General features: G+C 38.2%; 18 protein-coding genes. 11 read left to right on the top strand and 7 right to left on the bottom strand.

Annotation, left to right across the window (positions count from 1 at the left end; translation table 11 throughout):
• Window positions 1–104: 104 nt before the first annotated feature.
• A complete protein-coding gene (locus tag IQ264_RS06455) occupies window positions 105–1,655 on the bottom strand; it encodes a pentapeptide repeat-containing protein (protein ID WP_193979741.1) in 1,551 nt (516 codons plus the stop codon).
• 341 nt (window positions 1,656–1,996) lie between these two features.
• Here IQ264_RS06455 and IQ264_RS06460 point away from each other — a divergent pair, with 341 nt between their 5' ends.
• The 4 genes from IQ264_RS06460 to IQ264_RS06475 all read left to right on the top strand — a co-directional run bounded on the left by IQ264_RS06460 (window position 1,997) and on the right by IQ264_RS06475 (window position 7,186).
• Window positions 1,997–3,838, top strand: a complete 1,842-nt coding sequence (locus tag IQ264_RS06460; protein ID WP_193979743.1) for an APC family permease — start codon at window positions 1,997–1,999, stop codon at window positions 3,836–3,838.
• Window positions 3,839–3,848: 10 nt separating this feature from the next.
• Window positions 3,849–4,700, top strand: coding sequence for a prephenate/arogenate dehydrogenase (locus IQ264_RS06465; RefSeq protein ID WP_193979745.1), 852 nt, complete (start codon window positions 3,849–3,851; stop codon window positions 4,698–4,700).
• Between the two features lie 276 nt (window positions 4,701–4,976).
• Window positions 4,977–6,218 carry an HhoA/HhoB/HtrA family serine endopeptidase gene (locus IQ264_RS06470; protein ID WP_193979747.1) on the top strand — a complete coding sequence of 414 codons (1,242 nt, stop codon included), beginning with the start codon at window positions 4,977–4,979 and terminating at the stop codon, window positions 6,216–6,218.
• Window positions 6,219–6,346: 128 nt separating this feature from the next.
• The gene (locus tag IQ264_RS06475) at window positions 6,347–7,186 is read left to right on the top strand and encodes a GGDEF domain-containing protein (protein ID WP_193979749.1); all 840 of its coding nucleotides are present in this window, start codon (window positions 6,347–6,349) and stop codon (window positions 7,184–7,186) included.
• Window positions 7,187–7,463: 277 nt separating this feature from the next.
• Here IQ264_RS06475 and IQ264_RS06480 read toward each other — a convergent pair whose 3' ends face one another.
• Window positions 7,464–8,555, bottom strand: a complete 1,092-nt coding sequence (locus tag IQ264_RS06480; RefSeq protein ID WP_193979751.1) for a sensor histidine kinase — start codon at window positions 8,553–8,555, stop codon at window positions 7,464–7,466.
• A gap of 46 nt (window positions 8,556–8,601) precedes the next feature.
• Entirely contained in the window at window positions 8,602–9,306 is a 705-nt protein-coding gene (locus IQ264_RS06485) for a response regulator transcription factor (protein ID WP_193979753.1), read from the bottom strand.
• Window positions 9,307–9,427: 121 nt separating this feature from the next.
• Here IQ264_RS06485 and IQ264_RS06490 point away from each other — a divergent pair, with 121 nt between their 5' ends.
• Window positions 9,428–10,333, top strand: a complete 906-nt coding sequence (locus IQ264_RS06490) for an alpha/beta hydrolase (RefSeq protein ID WP_193979755.1) — start codon at window positions 9,428–9,430, stop codon at window positions 10,331–10,333.
• 67 nt (window positions 10,334–10,400) lie between these two features.
• A complete protein-coding gene (locus tag IQ264_RS06495; protein ID WP_228061327.1) occupies window positions 10,401–12,107 on the top strand; it encodes a phosphatidylglycerol lysyltransferase domain-containing protein in 1,707 nt (568 codons plus the stop codon).
• A gap of 109 nt (window positions 12,108–12,216) precedes the next feature.
• On the opposite strand, the gene IQ264_RS06500 is transcribed toward IQ264_RS06495, so the two are convergent.
• The 3 genes from IQ264_RS06500 to IQ264_RS06510 form a co-directional block, all read right to left on the bottom strand.
• On the bottom strand, window positions 12,217–12,774 hold the full coding sequence (locus IQ264_RS06500; RefSeq protein ID WP_193979756.1) for a peroxiredoxin: 558 nt from the start codon (window positions 12,772–12,774) through the stop codon (window positions 12,217–12,219).
• Window positions 12,775–12,927: 153 nt separating this feature from the next.
• Complete coding sequence (locus IQ264_RS06505; protein WP_193979816.1) at window positions 12,928–14,226, bottom strand: recombinase family protein; 1,299 nt, start codon at window positions 14,224–14,226, stop codon at window positions 12,928–12,930.
• Window positions 14,227–14,386: 160 nt separating this feature from the next.
• A complete protein-coding gene (locus tag IQ264_RS06510; RefSeq protein WP_193979758.1) occupies window positions 14,387–14,749 on the bottom strand; it encodes a VOC family protein in 363 nt (120 codons plus the stop codon).
• Window positions 14,750–15,132: 383 nt separating this feature from the next.
• On the opposite strand from IQ264_RS06510, the gene IQ264_RS06515 reads away from it, so the two are divergent.
• From IQ264_RS06515 to IQ264_RS06535, 5 genes are all read left to right on the top strand, one after another.
• Window positions 15,133–15,750 (top strand): hypothetical protein, encoded by a 618-nt coding sequence (locus IQ264_RS06515; protein WP_193979760.1) that lies wholly within the window; start codon window positions 15,133–15,135, stop codon window positions 15,748–15,750.
• An 88-nt stretch (window positions 15,751–15,838) separates the two neighbouring features.
• A complete protein-coding gene (locus tag IQ264_RS06520) occupies window positions 15,839–18,307 on the top strand; it encodes an OmpA family protein (RefSeq protein ID WP_193979762.1) in 2,469 nt (822 codons plus the stop codon).
• A 2-nt stretch (window positions 18,308–18,309) separates the two neighbouring features.
• Window positions 18,310–18,843 carry a Rab family GTPase gene (locus IQ264_RS06525; protein ID WP_193979764.1) on the top strand — a complete coding sequence of 178 codons (534 nt, stop codon included), beginning with the start codon at window positions 18,310–18,312 and terminating at the stop codon, window positions 18,841–18,843.
• Between the two features lie 74 nt (window positions 18,844–18,917).
• Window positions 18,918–20,882 (top strand): adenylate/guanylate cyclase domain-containing protein, encoded by a 1,965-nt coding sequence (locus tag IQ264_RS06530; protein ID WP_193979766.1) that lies wholly within the window; start codon window positions 18,918–18,920, stop codon window positions 20,880–20,882.
• Between the two features lies 1 nt (window position 20,883).
• A complete protein-coding gene (locus tag IQ264_RS06535) occupies window positions 20,884–21,081 on the top strand; it encodes a hypothetical protein (protein ID WP_193979768.1) in 198 nt (65 codons plus the stop codon).
• A 221-nt stretch (window positions 21,082–21,302) separates the two neighbouring features.
• On the opposite strand, the gene IQ264_RS06540 is transcribed toward IQ264_RS06535, so the two are convergent.
• Entirely contained in the window at window positions 21,303–23,030 is a 1,728-nt protein-coding gene (locus IQ264_RS06540) for a succinate dehydrogenase/fumarate reductase flavoprotein subunit (RefSeq protein WP_193979770.1), read from the bottom strand.
• Window positions 23,031–23,198: the final 168 nt, after the last annotated feature.

Here is a 23,198-nt window from a genome sequence, read left to right on the forward strand (position 1 = left end):
CATCACACAGGGGACAACTGAATTAACTGAATCATGGGAGTTATATACTCCTAACTCTCTATTTTAAGTGTGGATTGCAGAAAATTCATAACTTGATTATGAATTTAGAGATAAGAATTTCTGAGGAAATCAAAAATTAAATTCAGCGGTGGCAGCACTAATTTTGTATTCAGTATTTTATCTTGTAAGTTTTCCCACACATGAGTCATAACAAAGCGTTTTCCGAAGTTAAAATCTTGATAAATATTTAAAGCTTGTTCGCTAGAGTTAGTCAGTGTAATTTGTGTGGGAGCTTTAAAAAACGTAATTTTACTGAGATTTTTACTTAAGTATTTTTCAGGCTTGATCTCTTTGATGTTTTTGATCGTTTGATTGATGTGGCGAGTAATTTTTTCTAATTCAGTTTTTTCAGATTCCAGTAACAAATAATTTTCTGCTTGTTCATGAACTAATCGCAAAATTGAAAAAATATTTTCTTGAACATTTTTACCATTTTCAAACGGGTAAATAGCTAAATAAGCACTAATAAATAACTGCCGATCGCTATCAATTCTTAAATTGATTGTAGTTCTGCGTTCCCCAACTTCAATACTAGCTGGACGGTTAAAACTAGCGTAGTCTTGCGAAATTTGATAATAAGTAGCAGCTAAAGCAAAGTTAGCTTCCTGATCTAAAGAAGCATCAACAATAATCCGAATTGTTGGAGATGTTTGATGAAAAAATCTACTGGCTTCTTCAGCAGTTAGACGATAAATTTGCGATCGATCGCCTTCTGGACTTAAATCCACCCACTCACAATTTATCCCTTCGCTTTTAATCCCAAACCGAGACACTGCATATAGTTTAGCCCCAGTTAAATTTGCTCCTGTTAAATCTGCACCAATCCAATCTACCTGAATTAAATTAGCTTGAGATAAATCTGTATGCACCAAACTAGTATTCATTAAATTGGCATTACTTAAATCTGCACCGCTTAAATTTGCACCGCTTAGTTTGGCTTCACTAAGATTCGCCCACCGTAAATTTACCCCACTTAAATCTGCCCATCTTAAATTTGCTCCCCGCAAATCCGCCCCCGTCAAATTTGCCATGCCTAAATTCGCTTGTCTGAGTTCTGCACCACGTAAATCTGTACCGCTTAAATCGGCTCGGCTTAATTCTGCACCATGTAAATTTGCTTGTTGTAAATTAGCTCCTGTTAAACTCGTTCCTCGCAAATTGGCTTCACTTAAATTTGCTCCTCTCAAATTAGCTAATCTTAGCCTAGCTTCTCCTAAATCTGCTCCGGTAAGATTAGCTTCTGTCAAATTAGCACCACTCAGTTCCGCCCGAATTAATTCTGTGCGAATCATTGCAGCTTGAAATAAATCGGCTTCTCGCAAGTCAGCCCTAGCTAAATTAGCTACGTTCAGAATTGCACCAGATAAATTTGCTTGTGTTAGATTCGCGCCACTCAGTCTCGCTACATTAAGTTTTGCTTGGTTAAAGTTAACTTGACTGAGGTTGGCTCCACTGAGATTCGATATACTCAGATTCGCTTCGCTCAAATTTGCTCCACTCAAGTTAATTCCACTTAGGTTCGCTTCCGTTAAGTTAATACCAGTGAAATCCCGGACTCCTTGGGAATATTTATTTAAAAATTCTTCTACTTCCATAAAACTACCTTAGAAACACCCAAAATTAAGCGATAAAAATTTGTGTTGGGTTTTGCCCTTAGCAAAATTACTTGAACTGCTAATGAATATTGGTATTTTAGACCCAGGATTAGACGCTAAACTAATATGTCATTGCATTTTCCACTTATTTCCTGTGATGGGGAATCGATGAAGATCCTTTCTCCTTAAAATATAGAAGTTGTTTATACTTCTAGTTTCCCTACTAAGGGAGAAGCTAGGAAAGCATTTTTTGTGTTTTGATCTCAATTGTTAACCAGGAGTCTATCGTAAGCTAAGATTTGCTGTAAGCTAGAATCATTCATTATATATACGGACTGTATATGTCCTTCTACGCTCAACTAAAAGAAATTGTATTGGGTGAATCTCTACCAACTAGTGCTCACGCGGAAGAACGATTAAGTAAAGCCGCAGCGTTAGCAGTACTTTCCTCGGATGCTCTCTCGTCGGTTGCTTATGCTACTGAGGAGATTTTACTAGTTTTGGTGGCTGCGGGTAGTGGGGCGCTCAGTTGGTCTTTGCCGATCGCCTCGGGAATAGTTATCCTACTGGTGATTGTAGTTATGTCCTATCGCCAGACTATCCGCGCTTACCCTAAAGGTGGTGGCTCTTATATCGTGGCTCGTGAGAATTTGGGCTTGTATCCGGGATTAGTGGCAGCTGCTTCCTTAATGATTGATTATATCCTCACGGTGGCAGTGAGTGTTTCTGCGGGAACGGCGGCTTTAACTTCTGCAATTCCCGCGCTGCAAAATTTCACAGTTGAACTGTGTTTAATTTTTGTATTTTTGATCATGGTAGCGAATTTGCGTGGGGTACGCGAATCAGGTCGCATATTTATGATTCCTACCTATACATTTGTTGTGAGTATTTTTATCCTGTTGCTCATCGGGTTTTATCAAAAGTTGACAGGACATATTCCGCACACTTATCCTCATATTCCCGCAAAAGAATCACTTAGTTTGTTTTTTGTTTTGCGAGCTTTTTCGGCAGGTTGTACAGCTTTAACCGGAGTTGAAGCAATTTCTGATGGGGTTTTAGCTTTTAAACCACCGGAATGGAAAAATGCTCGAACAACATTATTATATATGGGCGAAATCCTGGGAATTATGTTTTTGGGAATTACGCTATTAACTAATACTTATCACATTGCTCCAGAGGAAGGACAAACAATTATCTCTTTATTAGGCAGGGAAATTTTAGGATATCATAATCCATTTTATTACTTTATTCAAATTGCTACTTTATTAATTTTACTTTTAGCGGCTAATACAAGTTTTGCTGATTTTCCTAGACTATGTTACTTTTTGGCAAGGGATGGATTTTTACCTCGTCAGTTGGCTTTGTTGGGCGATCGCTTAGTCTACTCTAACGGGATAATTTTTCTGAGTATCTTTGCAGCAATTGTAATTATTGTTTTTCGGGGACAAGTCAATGCTGTGATTCCTTTATATGCGGTGGGGGTGTTTACTTCTTTTACTCTTTCCCAAGCTGGAATGGTACTCCATTGGTTTAAAGAAAAGACATCGGGATGGAAAGCAAGTGCTTTAATGAATTGTTTAGGAGCATTAGCTACTACATTAGTTTTGGGAGTAATAGTATCAACTAAGTTTTTCCTCGGCGCTTGGTTAGTTGTAGTTGCAATTCCTTTAGTGGTAGCTCTATTTATAAATATTCACACTCACTATCAATTCGTCGCTGAAAGGTTAAGTATTCAAGGATTTGCACCTAGCAATTATTTTATTCGCCGTCCCAAAGGAGAAGCGATCGCTCATCCCACAGTAGTAGTAGTTGGTCAATTGCATCGAGGCACAATAGAGGCGTTAAATTATGCCCGGAGTATAGGAGATGAAATTGTTGCCGTTCATGTGGATATTGGTTCTACCGATCGAGCAAAATTGCAGGAAAGATGGCAAACTTTAGAAGCAGATATTCCCTTGGTAATTCTAAATTCACCTTATCGTTCTGTGATCTCTCCAATTGTTCAGTTTGTCGATGAATTTGAAAACAAACACGAGGGACTTTTATCAACGGTAATTATTCCCGCTTTTGTGACGCGAAATTGGTGGGAAAATTTCTTACATAACCAAACAACTTTATTTTTGAAGTTGGCTTTAAGAGCAAAAAACGGTAGAGTAGTGACTACAGTACGCTATTTCTTGTAATTAGATTGAAATGAATATTGGAATTGTTGGGTTAGGTTTAATAGGTGGTTCTTTGGCGTTAGATTTGCGATCGCTTGGTTATCAAGTTTTGGGTGTCAGTCGGCGCGAATCAACTTGTCAAAGGGCGATCGAACGGCGCATTGTTGATGATGCTAGTGTGAATCTTTCGCTTTTAGCCGCAGCAGATGTAGTATTTATTTGCACACCTTTAGATTTAATTATTCCCACTATTGAACAATTAATTCCCCATCTTTCCCCACAGACAATTATAACTGATGTTGGTTCAGTTAAATCCCCAATTGTGACAGAAGCAGTGAAAATTTGGCCTAATTTTATCGGCGGACATCCAATGGCGGGAACTGCGGAAAGCGGGATAGATGCGGCGCAATCTAATTTGTTTGTGGGTAAACCTTACGTATTAACTCCGGTAGAAAATAGTACACCAGAATTGATAAAAATAGTCGGGGAAATTGTGCGATCGCTCCAAGCTAAATTTTATCTTTGTCGTCCCGAAGAACATGACAAAGCAGTGGCTTGGATTTCCCATTTACCAGTAATGATTAGTGCTAGTTTAATTAGTGCTTGCCTGAGTGAAACTGAGATGAATGTATTAGAATTAGCACAAAACTTAGCTAGTTCGGGATTTCGGGATACCAGTCGGGTAGGTGGTGGAAATCCTGAATTGGGAGTGTTGATGGCAACCTATAATCAAGAACAGTTGTTGCGATCGCTCTTTTCCTATCGCCAAACTCTCGACCAATTAATTACTCACATCCAACAAGAAGATTGGAGTTCTTTAGCAGATATACTCCAAAAAACCCAGCAAGCTAGACCACAATTCTTAGCAGCCAAAGATCTTTGATCTTTATCGCATTTTCTGGCTTTGTCCGAAACTCAAACGGTTATTCCTTCTGCCTTGCAGCCTTCTGAAGAATGCCACTAGATTGACACACAGATGTAATTAAAGTGTCACATATAATATCTACAATCAAAAACGTAAAGCAAACAGTCTACTACTACTAAAGATAAGTCTTATGGAGTGTATCCGGATCGGAAGTCACTACTTACGAGATTAAGAACTATTGGTATCCCACAACAGAAAACACCACAGTTGAAGTTTCAGGAGAATTAGAAAAAAATGGAACTTAAAGATACAAAACCTAACAGTCAAGGAACTAAGAAATTTGCTATGCCCAAGGTATTTACTTATTTGTCACTGCTGTTATTAGGATCGGGAATTAGCTTGGCTGGTAGCAATTTATTATCACAAAGTAATCTGCCTTCCCAAGCAACTGATAAATCAGTTACCTCAAACATCGTAGCCCAATTACCATTTAACTCCGATCAGAATTTTGTCACTAGTGTAGTACAAAACGTCGGGCCAGCAGTAGTGAGAATTGATGCTTCGAGAAGCGTTAGCAGCAGAATGCCAAGAGGTATGGAGGAAGATCCCTTTTTTGGTCAATTTTACGGTGGTCGCGGAATGCCAGAATCCCCACGATCGCGCCAAGTCAGCGAAACTGGTTCCGGGTTTATCATCAACTCTGACGGTCATATTTTGACTAACGCCCACGTTGTTTCCGGTAGTGATACCGTGAGAGTTACCCTGAAAGATGGTCGGGCTTTAACAGGTAAAGTGTTAGGTGCAGACTCTGTGACTGACGTAGCAGTGATTAAAGTTGATACGCAAAATTTGCCGACAGTGAAGCTGGGTAATTCTGATAGTTTAAAACCGGGTGAATGGGCGATCGCGATCGGCAACCCCCTTGGTTTAGATAATACCGTTACCACAGGAATTGTCAGCGCCACAGGTCGCAGCAGTCGTCAAGTTGGCGTTCCCGATCAACGAGTTAAATTTGTGCAAACAGACGCAGCCATTAACCCTGGTAATTCTGGTGGCCCACTGTTAAACGCTTCTGGGGAAGTAATAGGGATCAACACAGCCATTATTCAAGGTGCTCAAGGCATTGGTTTTGCCATCCCAGTCAACACTGCCAAAAACATTGCTGACAAACTGATTTCTCAAGGTAAGGTACAACATCCTTACTTGGGCATTCAGATGGTAGACCTGACTCCTGAGATTAAGCAAAATATCAACAGCGATCCTGAACTAAATTTGAACGTCAATGAAGATGATGGCGTGTTAGTTGTCCGAGTCATGCCAAATTCCCCAGCCGAAAAAGCCGGATTACGTTCTGGTGATATCATCAGCAAAGTCAACAATCAATCAGTAGAAGACTCTAATGCTGTACAACAAGCCGTAGATGCCAGCAGTGTTGGTGCTCGTTTGCCAATGGAAGTGCGTCGCGGTGGTCAGAATGTTGATTTAGTTGTTCAGCCTGGTGCTTTGCCTAACAGACAGCAACAGCAACAAGAATAAGGAAAGCCAAAGAACACAACCGAGTAAACTAAAGTAAATTTGTTTCCTGGGATAGGTGTTTCGCCTATCCCTTTTGTATGATGAAGGAGGAAGCCATACTAACTAATAACGCTTTCAGGGAATTTGTGGTGTACATATACAGATATCTGGAAAATAGATCCAAATCTTTTTTAATCGGGTTAGGTATTTTACTGGTAATTGTAATCGGGTTCATTGATTACCTAATCTCACCTGATATTGCTTCAATATTTTTTCTCCTTCCTGTAGCTTTAGGCAGTTGGTTTGTCAGTGAAAAATTTGGTATATTAATATCTTTAACTTGCGCTATAGCCTGGTTTATAATTTATCAATTAAAAGGTGAAATTCTCTTACCAAATTATCTTCCTTATTGGAATGCTTTCATCCGTTTATCCTTTTATTTGACCGTAAACTATCTGCTTGCAGAATTACATAACGCCCGGAAAAGAGAAAGTAAATTAGCCAGAACTGATGAAATAACTGGTGTGGCTAACCGCAAATTATTTGTTGAGTTTGCTAGTATGGAATTGAAGAAGTCGCGGCGTTATGGTCATCCTTTTACAGTAACTTATATTGATTTAGATAATTTTAAAAATATTAATGATTACGGTGGCTATAAAGTGGGCGATCGGGTTTTACAAGTAGTAGCACAGACTATCAAAAATACAGTCCGAGAGACTGATATTGTGGCTCGAATTGGTGGGGATGAATTTATTATTTTCTTACCTGGATTAGCTTATGAACCTGCTCAAATAGTGATGAATAGAGTCCGTAATATGCTTTTAGAAACTATGGATAAAAATGTTTGGCCTATAACTTTTAGTATTGGCGCTATTACTTATATTAATTGTCCAGAAACAGTTGAAGAAATAATCGAAAAAGCTGATTATTTGATGTATTGTATTAAAAATAAAGGCAAAAATATTATTGAGCATATTACGGAGATTTAAATCAATTATTGCATAAAGAAACGACTGTTAACGCTATTCGTAAATATATATTTAAGGATTGGGAAATAGGAAGGAAATTGCTAACATCCCAAATAAGCTGATAAGAGCAATGGAAATTATTGCTAAAATTGTTGTTAGCATACTGAATACTAAATCAGAATTGGTCGATAAGAAGAAGTAATTAAAACTAAAGCTTCACCTTCTCAAATTATCAAGTAAATATGACAAAGTGATGTTTTTTTTGTGTCAAAGTTATGATATTTATTCAGGGAAATACTTAAGCTAAAGGTAAAAAGAAGCTAAATGTACTACCTTTACTAAGTTGGCTTTCTACTTCAATTCGACCACCTTGTAGTTCTACTAAGCGACGAGAGATAGCTAAACCTATTCCGGTTCCTCCAGAATATCTTGCTCTGGAACGATCGGCCCGCCAAAAACGCTCAAATACATGAGGTAAATCTTCTGGGGAAATTCCTTGTCCGGTGTCAATTACGGCAATCCAAAGTTTACTAGGTTCAGTCCAAACCCGCAAAATAATTGTACCTTGACTAGTGTAGCGAACGGCGTTTCCTAAAAGATTAACTAAAATTTGTTCTATGCGATCGATATCTGCTAATACTAAAGGTAATTGTGCCGGACATTGGAGGCGTAAACTTGGGCCATCTTCTAATAATTGGTCAGCGAATTTTTGCACTAGTGATTCAAATAAAGGTCGCAAATTTACAGGTTGTAAATTAATTGGTAAATATCCAGCTTCAGCTTTGGAAAGTTCCTGCAAATCATTGACTAATCTTTCTAAGCGCCTGGTTTCTCTAGCTAATTGCTGATAAATTTCTGGTGATGGTTCTATTGTGCCATCAGCAAGTTCTTCTAAATAACCGCGAACTACAGTTAATGGTGTGCGTAATTCATGTGATAAATCGCTGACTAATTCTCGACGGCGAACTTCTACACCTTCAAGACTGGAAGCCATGTGATTAAAGCTACTTCCTAGTTGATTAAGTTCAGGAATTTCTAAGGAAGGTACTCGTTCATCTAAGTGTCCAGTGGCAAATTTTTGGGTAATTTCTTCCATTTGATTTAATGGTTGAACTATGCGCCGAGATACCCAATAACTTAATGCTCCAGCAGCGGTTGCGCCAGCTAAAACTGACCAAAAAGTGCTCCGACTCCAAGCAATTTCAAATCCTTGAATTAGCCTAGTTCGCGCATAACGTATTTGGTAGCCATCTCCTTCTAGTTGTTGTAAATGAAGAATAAAGATTCTCGGCGACGAGATTTTGCCAATAATTACTAAGCTGATTACTCCCACCATCATTACGAGGAGGTGGGAGAGGAATAAACGCGATCGCAAACCAACTTTAGTCATTGGATTTTAGATTTTAGATTGATTATCCTGATAAATTTAGCCATATTTAACCTGGGTCTTCAAATTTGTAACCAACACCAATTACAGTTTTGATAAAGGTGGGATTTGCTGGGTCTAGTTCAATTTTTTTTCGCAGTCTGGCAACGTGAGTATCGACTACTCGTTCATCACCAAAAAAGTCATCTCCCCAAAGTTTATCTATTAATTGAGTCCGGTTCCAAGCGCGATTTGGTTGACTAATAAAAGTACTTAATAAGTTAAATTCTAGCGTGGTTAAGTCTAAAGTTTCTGCTTCATGAGGATGAATGTGTCTCTGGGCAGTACGCTGGTCTATATCAACAGTAAAATGAGGTGTACGATATACTAAACTATTGCCTCCTTGTCGTAAACTGCGGCGCAATAATGCTCGAACTCTAGCAACTAATTCTCTGGGGCTAAAAGGTTTAACTAAATAATCATCTGCGCCTGTGGATAAGCCGATTACGCGATCGATCTCTTCTCCTTTAGCAGTTAACATTAAAATATAAGGGTCTTTTGGCCCCGGTTTTTGCCGAATCCGGGCGCAAACTTCCAACCCATCTAAACCAGGTAACATTAAATCTAAAATAATTAAATCTGGTTGCTGTTGTTGAAAAGTTTGCAGGGCACTTAATCCGTCTCGGCTTTGTTGACAGGAAAATCCTTCATTTTCCAAAGTTAGTTGAATTAACTTAGCGATTTCCGGTTCATCTTCGACAATCAAAATTTCCATTGACCAATTTACCTAAATAAATTTGGTGTTTACCTGTAATATAAACGTTATCTTACTGTCATCACAAAGACAAACCTCTATGAAACTATTCAATTAAAGCTATCTTTGGGAGTTTAACCTTATGAAACTAGGGAAAATTTTAACCATATTTTCACTTACTTTAGCTATCTTAGCAGCAAGCGGATACTGGTATGTATTCATTGCTGGTGCGCCGCAGTTAGACCCACCCAAAGCGGAAGCAAATACAGGATTAAAGTTTGAACTAAAGACTTATAAAAGTGCAGCAATGGGTGAAGTGCGAACCTATGGTTTAATACTACCACCAGATTATGCTCAAAATCCTGAAAAACGCTATCCCGTGATTTTTCTCCTACATGGAGGACATGGAGATGCTAGTGCTTGGGAACAGAAGGCGGCTGTTACCACAGTATTGCACGATCTCTATGAAAAACATCAGTTACCACCGTCAATTGTCATTACTCCTGATGGTAACGATCGCCGGGGTACTAGTCCACTATGGGACTCACAATATTACGATGGCCCAAACGGTAAAGTAGGTACAATGATTGGATCGGAATTAGTACAAGTAATTAAGTCACGTTACCGGACTTTGCCAAATCCTCAATATTGGGCAATGGGAGGACAATCTTCTGGTGGTTGGGGGGCATTTAATATTGGTTTACGTCATTTTAATAACTTTAGTATTCTATTTAGTTCCAGTGGTTACTTTACTGATGCTAGTGGTGCCAAAAATAGCCCGCAAAAGTTTATCCAACAGTTACCAGTAAAAGCAAGGCAGAACTTGCGAGTTTATTTGGATGCTGGAGAAGACGATCGCGATTTCTTAGTTGCTACACGCCAGTTTCATCAAACTTTAAATAGTTTAGGTATTGCTAATCAGTTTAATATGTTTCCTGGTGGACATGGTATTGTCGGGCCTGATGCTGGTTGGAACTATTGGCACAAACATTTATATGATGCTTTAATCTACGTAGGGCAGCAGTTCCAAAAGACCAGCAAAGTTTAGGGAAAAAATCACAGTATTTTATCTAAAACATTAATTGCAATCCCAGCCCTAATTTCCTAAACTAAGTTTGACTGGAGAAGAATTTGGGGTTAATACTTTGTTAGCAAAGCAAACGAAAATTGGTTTATGGATAGCGACACTACTTACAGCATTAATGGGAGTAGTTAATTTGTTATCTGCTGTGACACCAAGTTTATCAGACAGAACTCATTGGTTGAGGGAAATTGTTCCCTTTGAAATTCGTGCTAGTGGACATATTTTTGCCGCACTGACTGGCTTTATTTTATTAACATTAGCAGCCAATTTATTGCGGCGCAAACGAGTTGCTTGGTTCCTAACTATTGTAGTATTAGTTATTTCGATTTTCAGTCATTTAATTAAAGGTTGGGATTATGAAGAGTGCATACTAGCTGGAGTATTATTAATTCAATTGCTATTCATGAGGAGAGTTTTTACTGCTCAATCCGATCGCCCTTCTATTGCCCAAGGAATTCTAGTATTAATAGGAGCCTTATTATTTACTACTGCTTATGGAACAGCTGGTTTTTTTATTCTTGATGGTAAATTTGAGGTTGATAAACAGCCAATTAATTTTAATTTGATGCAAGCGTTCTTACAAACATTAGCTGTTTTTTTTACTGAAGATAATGCAGGTTTAGAAGCAAAAACTCGCTTTGGAAGTTTTTTTATAGATTCAATTTATGTGGTAGGAACTGCTACACTTGGCTATGCTTTAATTATGTTATTGCGCCCGGTTTTGTTGAGGAGGTCAGAGACAGAACAAGACCGAGAAAAAGCGGAAACAATAGTGCGAGAATATAGCCTTTCACCGCTTGCTAGATTAAGTTTATTAGATGATAAATTTTATTACTTTAGTCCTTCTGGTAAGACTGTAATTGCTTATGTGCCAAAAGGTAGAGGCGCGATCGCTCTTGGCGATCCCATTGGGCCAAAAGAAGAACTAGCAGAAACAATTTTAGGATTTAATAAGTTTTGCTTTCTTAATGATTGGTATCCAGCATTTTACCAAACTGGCTCAGATAATTTAGAGATTTATCGGCTTTTAGGTTGGCGAATTTTGCAGATTGGTCAAGCTGCTATTGTTGATTTAAAAACTTTTAGTACTAAAGGTAAAGCTAATCAAAATTTAAGGACTGCTGTGAATCGTTTTACTAAATTAGGGTATGAAGTTAAATTTTACGAACCACCAATTAGTAAAGAATTGCTAGATAAATTGAAACCTGTAAGCGATGAATGGTTGCAGATGATGAAAGGTGCAGAGAAGAGATTTTCTGTAGGGTGGTTTAACGATAAGTATTTACGGAATAATGCGATCGCTGTTATCCAGAATTCCTCAAGTGATATTGCAGCTTTTGCTAACTTGATCTCAGCAAATAAATCAACAGAAATTGCGGTTGATTTGATGCGACGACGTGCTGATGTGGAAAATGGAGTGATGGAATTTTTATTTGTCTCCCTACTTCAGCATTATCAACAACTTGGTTATGAAAGATTCGATCTTGGTTTATCGGCTCTTTCAGGTATTGGAGAAAAGCAAGAATCTCCCCGTTTAGAAAAAGCTTTGCGTTACCTTTATCTACATTTGGATCATTTTTATAATTTTCAAGGATTACACAGTTTTAAAGAAAAGTTTCATCCTCATTGGGAACCTCGTTATTTAATATATCCCAGTTTAGCTGCTTTACCAGATGTGATTGTGGGATTGGTGCGGGCGGATTCTGGCGATCGTTTTTTGGATTATCTGCAACCATAAATGTTAGTGCAAGAAGGGAGAATTCAGATTTTACAGTAGGGGAGGTTGAACCTCTCAAATTTCGTTCCCAGATTGAACCTGGGAACGAGACAATGGGAAACAAAACAGTTTAAGAAGATGCTTCTTGCAATTCGGTGAGACGTGCTAAAACTTCTTTGCTATGAACTGATGGGTTGACTCCTGTGAAAATTTCCCGGATTGCTCCATTGGGGTCAATAATAAAAGTGTGACGCATAGAAAGAGCGCCTAACCAAGAACCATAATCTTTACTAACTGTGCCTTTTGTATCGGCAAGTAAGGGAAATTTCAATCCTTCTGAATCACAAAATTCGGCATGGGTATTTACAGAATCAGCACTAACACCAATTATTTGCGTATTTATTTGTTGGTATTTTGGCAAATCTTGTTGAAATCTCCGGGCTTCTAAAGTACAACCAGAAGTAAAGTCTTTGGGATAAAAATAAAGTACTACCCATTTACCACGATAATCAGAGATTGATACTTCACCATCACCTGTGTTTGTGGGTAATGTGAATGTTGGTGCGGGTTGATTTAAAGGAGGAAGTTTACCACCAAGGGCATCTGCACCGGGAATAAAGTTAAACCAAGGAAGTAAGGCTAAACAAAGAACAAGCAAGATGCTAAAAAGGTGACGATGGAGTTTCATTGGCAGAACAAAGGATGCTACTTTACATAATTTTACAATGTGCTAATTTAAATTTGCTATAGCAATCCTATTTAAGTTGTAAACTCCTCCTTTTCTATTCTCTGTGCCCTCTGCGCCTGGAGCGGTTTAAAAATCTAGTGTGGTCAAATAAAGTCATATAAAAAAGATAAATTTGATTTGTAATTGCCAATCTTTGTCTTGTCGCAAAAGTTGAATTTCTCGGATAAATTCTCGGAAATAAAATCTGCGCTCTGATTCAGATAAGTCTTGCCAAAATTGAGGAATAGATACAGCTTGGGCTGTTTCGCGCAAATTTACTGGTGGCAATTCTGCTAATTTTGATTGAAGTTTGGCAATTTCTGTGCGGAGTTTGTAGGCGCGAATTTGGGAGGTTTCTTGGTCTAAAATTCCTTGTTGAATTAAGTTAGGTAGTTGGGTGAGTATTTGCTGCTTTTGCGCGATCGCACCTCCCAAATTTTTCTTCATTTCTCCCATGTCTGGTAGTTGCATTTGAGCCACTGCTTGCGGCAAATTTTGGCAGATAAGTTGAATAGTTTGATCTAATATTTCCTGATACGAAATTGCTCGACATTTAGGGAATTTAGGACAGTTAATTGGGCGTAAATAAAGATATTCTTTGTCTGTTCTGGGTGTGGTAACTCTGGCAATATTCATTGGCGATCGACATTCGCCACAAACAACTAATCCGGCTAAGGAACGAGGTGCACTAGCGGTACGGGGAGACATTCGTTGATTGCGGCGTAAAAGGCGATCAATTTGTGCTGCTTCTTCTCTAGAAATTATCCCAACATGAGTATCAGAAATAATTTGATTATTTTTATAAGCTAAATCGCCCCGATAAACTGGGTTAATTAACCAACGTTTTCCGGTAGATACTGATATTTTTTTCCCATATTTCTTGGCTAAGTAACGAACTGCTCCTCGCAAAGAACCAAAGAGTAAAAATTGGTCAAAAAAGTAGCGAACTACAGGGGAAGAAGCTTTATCTATGATATATTTATCTTTACCTCGGCGATAACCATAAGGTGCTTTTCCGGGGGGAGGTAAGGCTTTTAACCGATTGCGGGCGTGTCCTTGTTTTAAGCGGCGGCTGCGTTGGTTATTTTGAATTTCTTGTAATAGTTTGAGCAAGTCTATTGTGCTGTTTTGCGAAATAGAAGAATCTTTTTCTGCGATAATCAATTTAATGCCTAGAGATTCGATTTCTTGCAGGCGATCGCATACTTCCTGTACAGAATCTCCTAACTCTGCTAAACTGCGAATTAGTAAATTTTCTGGTGGTTCAATTTGGCTGTCGGTTAAAAGTTTTTGGAGTTGTTGTCGTTCTCCTAAATCTTGGTAAATTTGCTCTATTTCCGGGGGAAAAATAGATATTTCCGGTGTTGTTTCCCACAGGGGATCGCTGTAAATGTAAGCAATGCTTTTTACCATTAGCCGATCGGTTTCTAATAGATGAAACAAAGAGTTTATCTGGAAATCAGAATAAAAGTAATCTTTTAAAATGTTAATTTGGCTACCACCACAAGCAAAATTAGGGTAACAAAAATCTTGGTTTTCTGTTCCCTTTCCTCACCGATAGACGTTAATTTATTCAAACCTGACTCAACTCAATAATGTTACCATCAGGGTCTTGAGTAAATAGGGCTGGACGACCGGAAGCACTGACTTGAAAAGGGCAATTATAAGAGATCAATTGCTGTTTAGCAGCGTCTAAGTCAGTAACAGAAAAAGCTAAATGGCGATTGCGTCCCCACTTTTGGGAATCTACCATATCTGGGACTATTTTATCAGTAACAATTAGGTGAATTTGGAAGTTCCCAATTTCATACCATGCACCGGGGAATTTTAGCGATCGCTCTACTTTAGATAATCCCATTATCTTCCCATAGAAATGTTCAGATTGTTCTAGGTTAGCAACGAGAATAGCTGCGTGAAGGCTTTGGGTAATCTGCATGATTGCTCAAATTATACTAAGTAATGGGAAATAATTTATTGTGAAATACAAAATATGGAATAATATTAATTTATCATCATTGGTGCCAGTTGGGGTATCTACAAAAAGAGGTGTTTGAGAACATAGATGATACAAGATAAGCAAGTGTTTGTCGGTTTGAGCCACAGGTGCAGGATATCTGTATTATGAGTATATTCTGAATCAATATATTAAGAAAAATTAGATGCTCCCTTAAAAGGTGAGTTGATGTGAAAGTAATTAGCTACAATATAAAACTGACGATGAATTTATTCTGGAATTGGTGCTACATTACTAAAGAGCGCGTGAACCGATACAATTCTAATGGGTGCGAATGATTAACTTTAATCGAGAAAGGTGTAATTATGTCAGAAATTAGCAAGGAGGAAATGCGGGAAAGACTGGGAAACATTGACCAGATCCGCGACATTATTTTTGGCCCTCAGTTGCGAGAATATGATAATCGCTTTGAGAAGATAGAATCGGACATTTCTCTGTTACAGCAAGAAATGCGCGATCGTATCGATCAGGTAAAGACAGTTGTATCTACAGAACTACGTTCAGCATTTGATTCTTTAGAGAAAAAGCTCAGGTCTATTAGCTTAAGTTATCAAGAGGAAATTAGCGATTTACGACAACAAGTCGATCGGGTAAATAAAAAATTTACTAATGCTGTAGAAGCACTGGATCAAAATGTTGACAACCAGACTAATTCAATTCGCAAAGAACTAACAGAAAGTAGAACGAAACTACAAGAAGATGTTCGGACTTTGAGAATTCAAGTTTTTGAAGAATTAGAGCGGCGTTTATCATCAATGAGAGATACGAAAGTCTCTAAAGATGATGTAGCAGAAATTATGTTTGAATTGGGAATGCGACTGAAAGGAAATGAGTTTGTTCCGCAATTAAAACAAGCTGTAACTGTAGAAGATGATGTTTACACGGATATCCCGATTATAGAAGAAAGCAAAAAATGGGAATAGTCTAAAACTCACGAGTTGAAAGCTTAAAGATAAGTTTTCAACTCCCTACTTCGAGTACTCTAAGAGCTAGAATCAGGGGTTATTACTTATGAGCTTATTTCAAGAAAATCCAGCTGAAATTAATCAGCTGGAATCTTTTAATTCTCAGCCTAATCACCTTAACCAAGAAACAGAAGTTGAGGTAGCAAAGCTAGTCAACTTATTAGTTGACTTACAAATTATTAGACAAGATAAATATAGTAATGAGTTAATTCCTGATAGTAGCGAAACGTTAAATGTAAGCTCAGAAAGTACCCAACAGGATATAGAAGTAGATAATGCAGAGGGAGAAAAAGAAAACCAGGAAGATTTACCAACTGCTACCCCAGCAGCTACCGAAAAACCAACCGAGCAATTAAACTCACCTCCAGAAGTTCAGAATGAATTAGAAGTATCGAAACCTTCTGAATCATTGCTGGAATATTATGATGAAAATGTAGAAGAATTATACGATGCTTATAAACGTTTGCAAGTTCTATTATTAGAACCAGAGTTAGCTGAAATACAAGCTTTAATTAGCAACTTTGCCCAAAAAATTGCTAATTTTGAGCAGCAAATTTATCACCCAGAGCAATTAATTAATTTACTTTTACCGATCGTCGATAAATTAATTCAAGCTAAAACCCAGGAAGATAAAGACAGCATAGCTGCTGCTATTGCAGCAGCAATTCCATCAGCAATCTCTCTCGAAGTTCGCCAAGAACCGCAGAAAATAGCACTAGCAATTGCACCGGAAATAGCAGTAGCGATTAAGGAGCAAATCAAGCTAGATCCAGCAACAATGATTGAGGCTCTTACCCCAATTATCGATCGGGTAATTGAGAATAAAAGAGAAGAAGATAAAGAAGCTTTAATTGCAGCGATCGCACCTTTACTTCCGCCAGCAATTTCGCAACAAATTCGCAAACATCCCCAAGAAATTGCTCAAGCGATCGCACCTGAATTAGCAGAAGCAATTAAAGAACAAAATAAAATAGATGAAAATGCTATTTCCAAAGCATTAGCATCAGAAATGGGAAAAGCGATTAAAGAACAAATAGTAATTGAACGAGATGCGATGGTAGATGCTCTCTACCCTGTGATTGGGAGTACTATTAGCAAATACATGGCGGATGCGATTCGTTCGATTAATGAAAAAATTGAGAACACTTTCAGCTTTGAAGGAATAAATCGCAAAATTCGCGCCAAAATCCAGGGAGTTTCAGAAGCAGAACTAATTCTTAAAGAAGCTATTCCTTTTACGGTTCGTGCCGTATTTTTAATTCACAAAAGTTCAGGTTTGTTAATCGCAGAGGTTCAACCAGAGGACAAAGAAAAACTAGAATCAGATATGGTAGCAGGGATGCTCACAGCTATTCGCAGCTTTGTCAATGATTGTATTGCTCGATCGGGAGATGTTTCCGAAATTGATGCGATCGACTATGGCAATTCTAAAATTGTTTTAGAAGTAGCAGGATATTGTTACTTATCAGTGGTAACTCAAGGGAAAACTCCTCAATGGTACATCCGCCAAATGCAGCAAACTCTCTACAATATTGTGCAAATTGCTGGTAATGAAATCGAAACTTTTGCCGGAGATCCTGATATTATTCCTGAAAAAGTTCACGAGCTTTTAGGAACATTAATTAAAATCGGCAAACCTGCTGCAAAACGTCAAGGTTTTCGACTTCCTGGACTGTTAGTTGTTGCTTCTTTACTGCTGGGTGTAATTATCTTACCTTGGGGATTCTGGCAATATCGTCAAGACATAGATCGCCGTTTAGAAAAAGATGTAACTCAAGCTTTAACATCAACTCCAGAATTAGCTGTTTATCGTTTAGAAGCGCGTGTTAGTGATGGTAAATTGCAGCTTTTGGGAAATTTACCAAATCAATATCTCCGTACAAAAGCTGAAGAAATAGCCAAAAAAATTGCCCCAAATCAGTTGTTAGAAAACAAAATTATAGCAGTGGAAGTACCGCCGAATCCTGTGGATATAGCGTCGGAAATCAAACGAGTAACTTCTACTTTGAATAAAATCAATGGAATTACCGTTTATTCCTTATACTCAAATGGTAAAGTGTTCGTTAAAGGAACGGTATCTCAGATTGAAGATGGGGAAAAAATTACTCAAGCATTTAAGCAAATTCCGGGGGTGAAAACTGTTACTAATACGGTGCAAATTCAACCGCAAGCGATCGCTACCCGGATTTATTTTGACTCAGGCTCAGCAGAGTTAAAAGCAATAAATCAAAACAAAATTTTGCAAATAAAAGCATTTTTAAACGAGTATCCAAACTTGTCTTTGAGAATTATGGGTTATAGCGATCCTATAGGTTCTCTGGATACCAACCTGAAGTTAGCACAATCTCGTGCAGAAACAATTAAAAATGCTTTAATTACTCAAGGAATCGATCCAAAAAGATTGCAAGCTCTAGCAGCACCTACGCCTCCTCTAGGTGTAGATTCTCAAAAACCATTATGGTTAGCTAGATGCGTTGAATTTCAACCTGTGGTGTCGAAGGAAATCAATAAATAAGTATGTCTACAATCTCGAAAAAAATTTGTTTAGTGGGTGATTTTGGGGTAGGGAAAACTAGTCTGATTAGGCGGTTTGTCGAACGTGAATTTAGCGATCAATATCTTTCAACTGTAGGAGTAAAAATTTCGCGAAAAACTATTGAATTACCACAAAAAATAGAGCAGAAATTTGAAAAGTTACAATTGATGATTTGGGATTTAGAAGGTCATACTAAATTTAAGGCGATCGCACCATCCTATCTCCAAGGAGGTAGCGGCGCGATTATAGTTGCAGACGTTACCCGCCAAGAAACGATCGATCGTTTAGAAGAACATTTAAACCTATTTTTATCAATTAATCCTAAAGGATTTATTATCATTGCTTTTAATAAATCAGACTTATTTGATGAGGAAAAAATGGAGAAATTACTTACTACTTATGACTTTAGCCAGCAGGCGCAAGTTTTATCCAGTTATGCCACTTCTGCAAAAACAGGTAAAGATGTCGATATCATCTTTGAACAACTAGCTTACAAAATAGTTTTTCCCGAATAAACTATTTACTAATTTAACAAAGAAAAAATGGTTGCCTTAGCTTTATGAGGGAATAATTATTCAGGAATTTTACTATGAAACGATCAAAAATTGAGCAAATTTTTAAACAAAAGCTGACTTCTATAGAGTATTTAGTGATAAATGATACTTTTAAAGTAGTCGAAATATCATCGGGAGTGCAAAACTTTACTGAATTTTCTTCAGAAGCAATATTGAATAAAGATGTAAATGAAGTTTTTCCCGAATTAGTGGGAGTAGAATACATACTTACGGAAATTTTACAAGGCGATCGCCAATACTTTGATTATAAAGGTATTGCGCGTTTAACTGCTTCTAATTCTACTTTATACCTCGATATTTATATTATTAAAGACGATGAAATTATGAGTAATCAATTACTCATAATCTTAGAAGATGTCACAGAAAAAATGCTCCTAGAGCAAACGTTGATTCAAAGAAACAATGAATTAGAACTGTTATTTAGTAGGCTATCCGCTTCTAATCAATACATCGATAAAATTATCGGTTCAATGGCAGATGCTTTAGTAGTGACTAACCAAGCAGGAAAGATTAAAACTATAAATAAAGCAGCTGAGAAGTTATTTGAATATAGTGAAAACGATTTAATTAACCAACATATATCAACGATAATTAGTGATAATCAAGACCAAGTAAAAATAATTTCCGAAAAACTCATATCTACTGGAGAATCTTTAGCAGATATAGAATTAATTTGTAAAACTAAAACGGGTCAACCAATTAACGTCGCCTTTTCCTGCTCTAATATTCCTACAGAAATCCCTGGAATTAAAGATTATTTATATATTGGTAGAGATATTACCGACAAACAAAAAATTGAACAGGAAAGAAAGCGTGTAGAAAAGCGTTTGTTTGCCCAGTACTTCATCAGTCGTGTTCTGTCAAATTCAGTCACTCTTAAGCAAGCATTACCAAAAATTTTCCTCTCAATATGTGAAAGTTTAAGTTGGGATATAGGCGAATTTTGGATGCCTGAAATAAACAATGAAAATTGTTATTTGAAATGTTTAGATATTTGGTTTAAACCATACTTAAAAATTCCTGAATTTATTGAAGTAAGTAAGCAAACAGTTTTTCAATTAGGTGAGGGTTTACCCGGAAAAGTTTGGCAAACAGGTACTCCTCAATGGAGCAGCGATCTAATTAACGATCGTAACTTTGTGCGATCGCAAGTTGCTGCTAATGCTGGAATAGCCAGTGCTTTTGCATTTCCTATCCAGTATGAAAATGAAATTTTAGGAGTCATGTCTTTTTTTAGCCGCCAGTGGCAAGAATGCGACGAACATTTATTACAAACAATGCTAACTATTGGGAATCAAATAGGACAATTTATCCAACGGGAAAGAGCAGAATTGGCGTTGCGCTTTGAACAGGAACAAACCGAACACTTGTTGCTGAATATCTTACCGTATAAAATTGCTCAAAGATTAAAACGTCACCCCAGCACTATTGCTGATTATTTTAGTCAAGTTAGCGTGATGTTTGCTGATATTGTTGGGTTTACAGAGCTTTCTTCGAGAGTGTCTGCAACGGAACTGGTAGAAATATTAAATGAGATTTTTTCGGAATTCGATCAATTAGCAGAGAAACATAATTTGGAAAAAATTAAAACCATCGGCGATGCTTATATGGTGGTAGCAGGGTTGCCAAAAGCACGACCGGATCACGCGGTCGCGATCGCAGAAATGGCGCTCGATATGCAAGCAACTATTGCACAATATAATGAAGAAACCAACAACTCTTTAAGTATCCGAATTGGCATTAATAGCGGAGATGTAGTTGCTGGTGTAATTGGGACAAAAAAATTCACTTATGATTTGTGGGGTGATACCGTTAATATTGCTAGCCGCATGGAATCTCATGGATTGCCCGGAAAAATTCAAATAACAGAAACAACCTATCAATATTTGCGCGATCGCTACTTATTAGAACCACGCGGCTATATCGAAATCAAAGGTAAAGGAGAAATGCTCACCTATTTCTTAAAAGGGAGAATTTAAAATGCCAGAAAATAATCCCCAATTAACCCCTGATGAACTGCAAGAATGGCAAATGAAAATTACTATTGCCAACCTGCATAATATTCTCTGCCACTGTCGCAATTGTAACCAAGAATGGGTAGCCTCCTCTTACGAAAACTGTAGTTGTGGGAGTACAGATGTTGAACGTATTCTTTGCTGGCAATTTCCTGACGACTAACAATTTAAAATAGTGGCTACCAACTAAGCTTGCATCGCATCTAAATTGTATATTTTTGGTGTTAGGCAAAAATATACAATTTAGATGCGATGCAAGCTTATACACTACCGATGTCACTGGACATAATCTAAGAGTTGAATTGGGGGAACTTAGCAAATTTTTGGTATTTAAAAACCAAATTTATCTCCTAAATTCCCCTGTAAAGAACTGAGGAAAAGAAGTTAATATTTCCTTTCTTGCGGTTCAAACATGGTGATACTTACAGGTTTATATTGGATTTCAACTCCAGCGGGAGAATAGTAAGCTAATGTATGTTTGAGGAAGTTGCTATCATCTCGATCGGGAAAATCCTCTCGGCAATGTGCGCCGCGACTTTCTTGACGGTTTAAGGCAGATGATAAGATTAATTCTCCCACAATCATGAGGCTACGAAGTTCGATCGCTTCAATAATTTCTGTATTCCAAACCGTCCCTTTGTCATCTAGATAAATATTGTCGTATTGTGCTTTTAACTGTTGCAATTGGTTTAAACCTTCTTGCATCAATTCCGAGGTACGAAACACTCCACAATATTGAGTCATGCAATCTTGGAAAGTTTGGCGCAATTTCCCAATTCTGATTTCTCCCTTTTGCTCAAAAAGCGATTGAATTTGGGTTTGTGCTTGGGCTAAATATAGTGTTTCATCAAGTTCGGGAAGTTTCCGATTTTGGACATATTGTGCGATCGCAGCGCCAGTTCTTCTGCCATAAACAACACATTCCAACAACGAGTTGCTTCCTAAACGATTTGCACCGTGAACGGAAACACAAGCAGCTTCCCCCGCAGCAAAGAAACCTTCAATTAAACTATCAGCACTACTTCTAACTTGACCATCAGTATTAACCGGAATTCCGCCCATTGAATAGTGTACAGTGGGACGCACAGGCATGGGTTTTTCTACAGCATCAATTCCTAATAATCGATGTGCTTCTTCCCAAGCAAAGGGAATGCGACTCATGATTTTTTCCCTTCCCATGTGGCGCAAATCTAAGTATACAAAAGGCCCTCCGCAGCTACCATCAGGATGGGCACCTCTAAGGGCGCGGATTTCCAAAGCGATCGCTCTTGAGGTAATATCACGAGGAGCGAGTTCCATTCTGCTGGGGGCGTAAGTTGCCATGAAGCGATCGCCATTACAATTAATTAAATAAGCACCCTCGCCTCTCACTGCTTCCGAAATTAACACACCTACCGGATACAAACCAGTCGGGTGAAACTGGACAAACTCCATATCTTCCAAAGGAACACCCGCCAAAGCGGACATTGCCAAACCATCACCAGTCGAGGCATAGTCATTAGAAGTAGTATTAAAAGCCCGACCATAACCACCAGTAGCAAACATAATAGCTTTAGCCCGGGCAACTTCTATCTCGCCATCGCGAATGTGATACATGACAACGCCTTTCGCTTGTCCTTCCTCCAAAATTAACCGCATCACATACCATTCGTCGTAAATGTGAACGCCGTAGCGACGGAGATTATTAACTAACTCATGTAAAATTGCATGACCTGTTTTATCAGCAGCGTAACAGGTGCGACGATGGGAATGTCCGCCAAAAGCACGTTGGGCGATGCGACCATCAGGCAAACGCGAGAATAACACGCCCATGTGTTCCAAATCAATTAGAACATCTGGCGCTTCACGGGTGAGAAGTTCTACCGCATCTTGGTCTGCTAAATAATCCGAACCTTTGACAGTATCAAAAGCATGAGCTTTCCAAGTATCTTCTAAGTCTACATTATTCAGAGTAGCCGCAATACCTCCTTGAGCAGCGACAGAGTGAGAACGAATTGGGTGAGTTTTAGCAATTACAGCTACATTTAATTTTGGGTCAGTCCGGGCAATTTCCACAGCAGCGCGACACCCAGCTAATCCCCCGCCAATAATAATGACATCGTGTTCTAACATTCTCAGTTTTAGATTCAGATTTCCACTTTATCTATAGTCACTCACAAAAAAAATTCCCTACAAAATGCAGGGAAATTCTTTATATAGGAGAAGGGAACAGGCAACAGGCAACAGGAAAAGGCTGAAGGTAAGATAAGTGTAAAGGTAGAAAATTTCCCTTGTCCCCAG

It is taken from the genome of [Phormidium] sp. LEGE 05292, assembly GCF_015207735.1.
In the GTDB taxonomy this organism is placed as follows: domain Bacteria; phylum Cyanobacteriota; class Cyanobacteriia; order Cyanobacteriales; family Aerosakkonemataceae; genus Floridanema.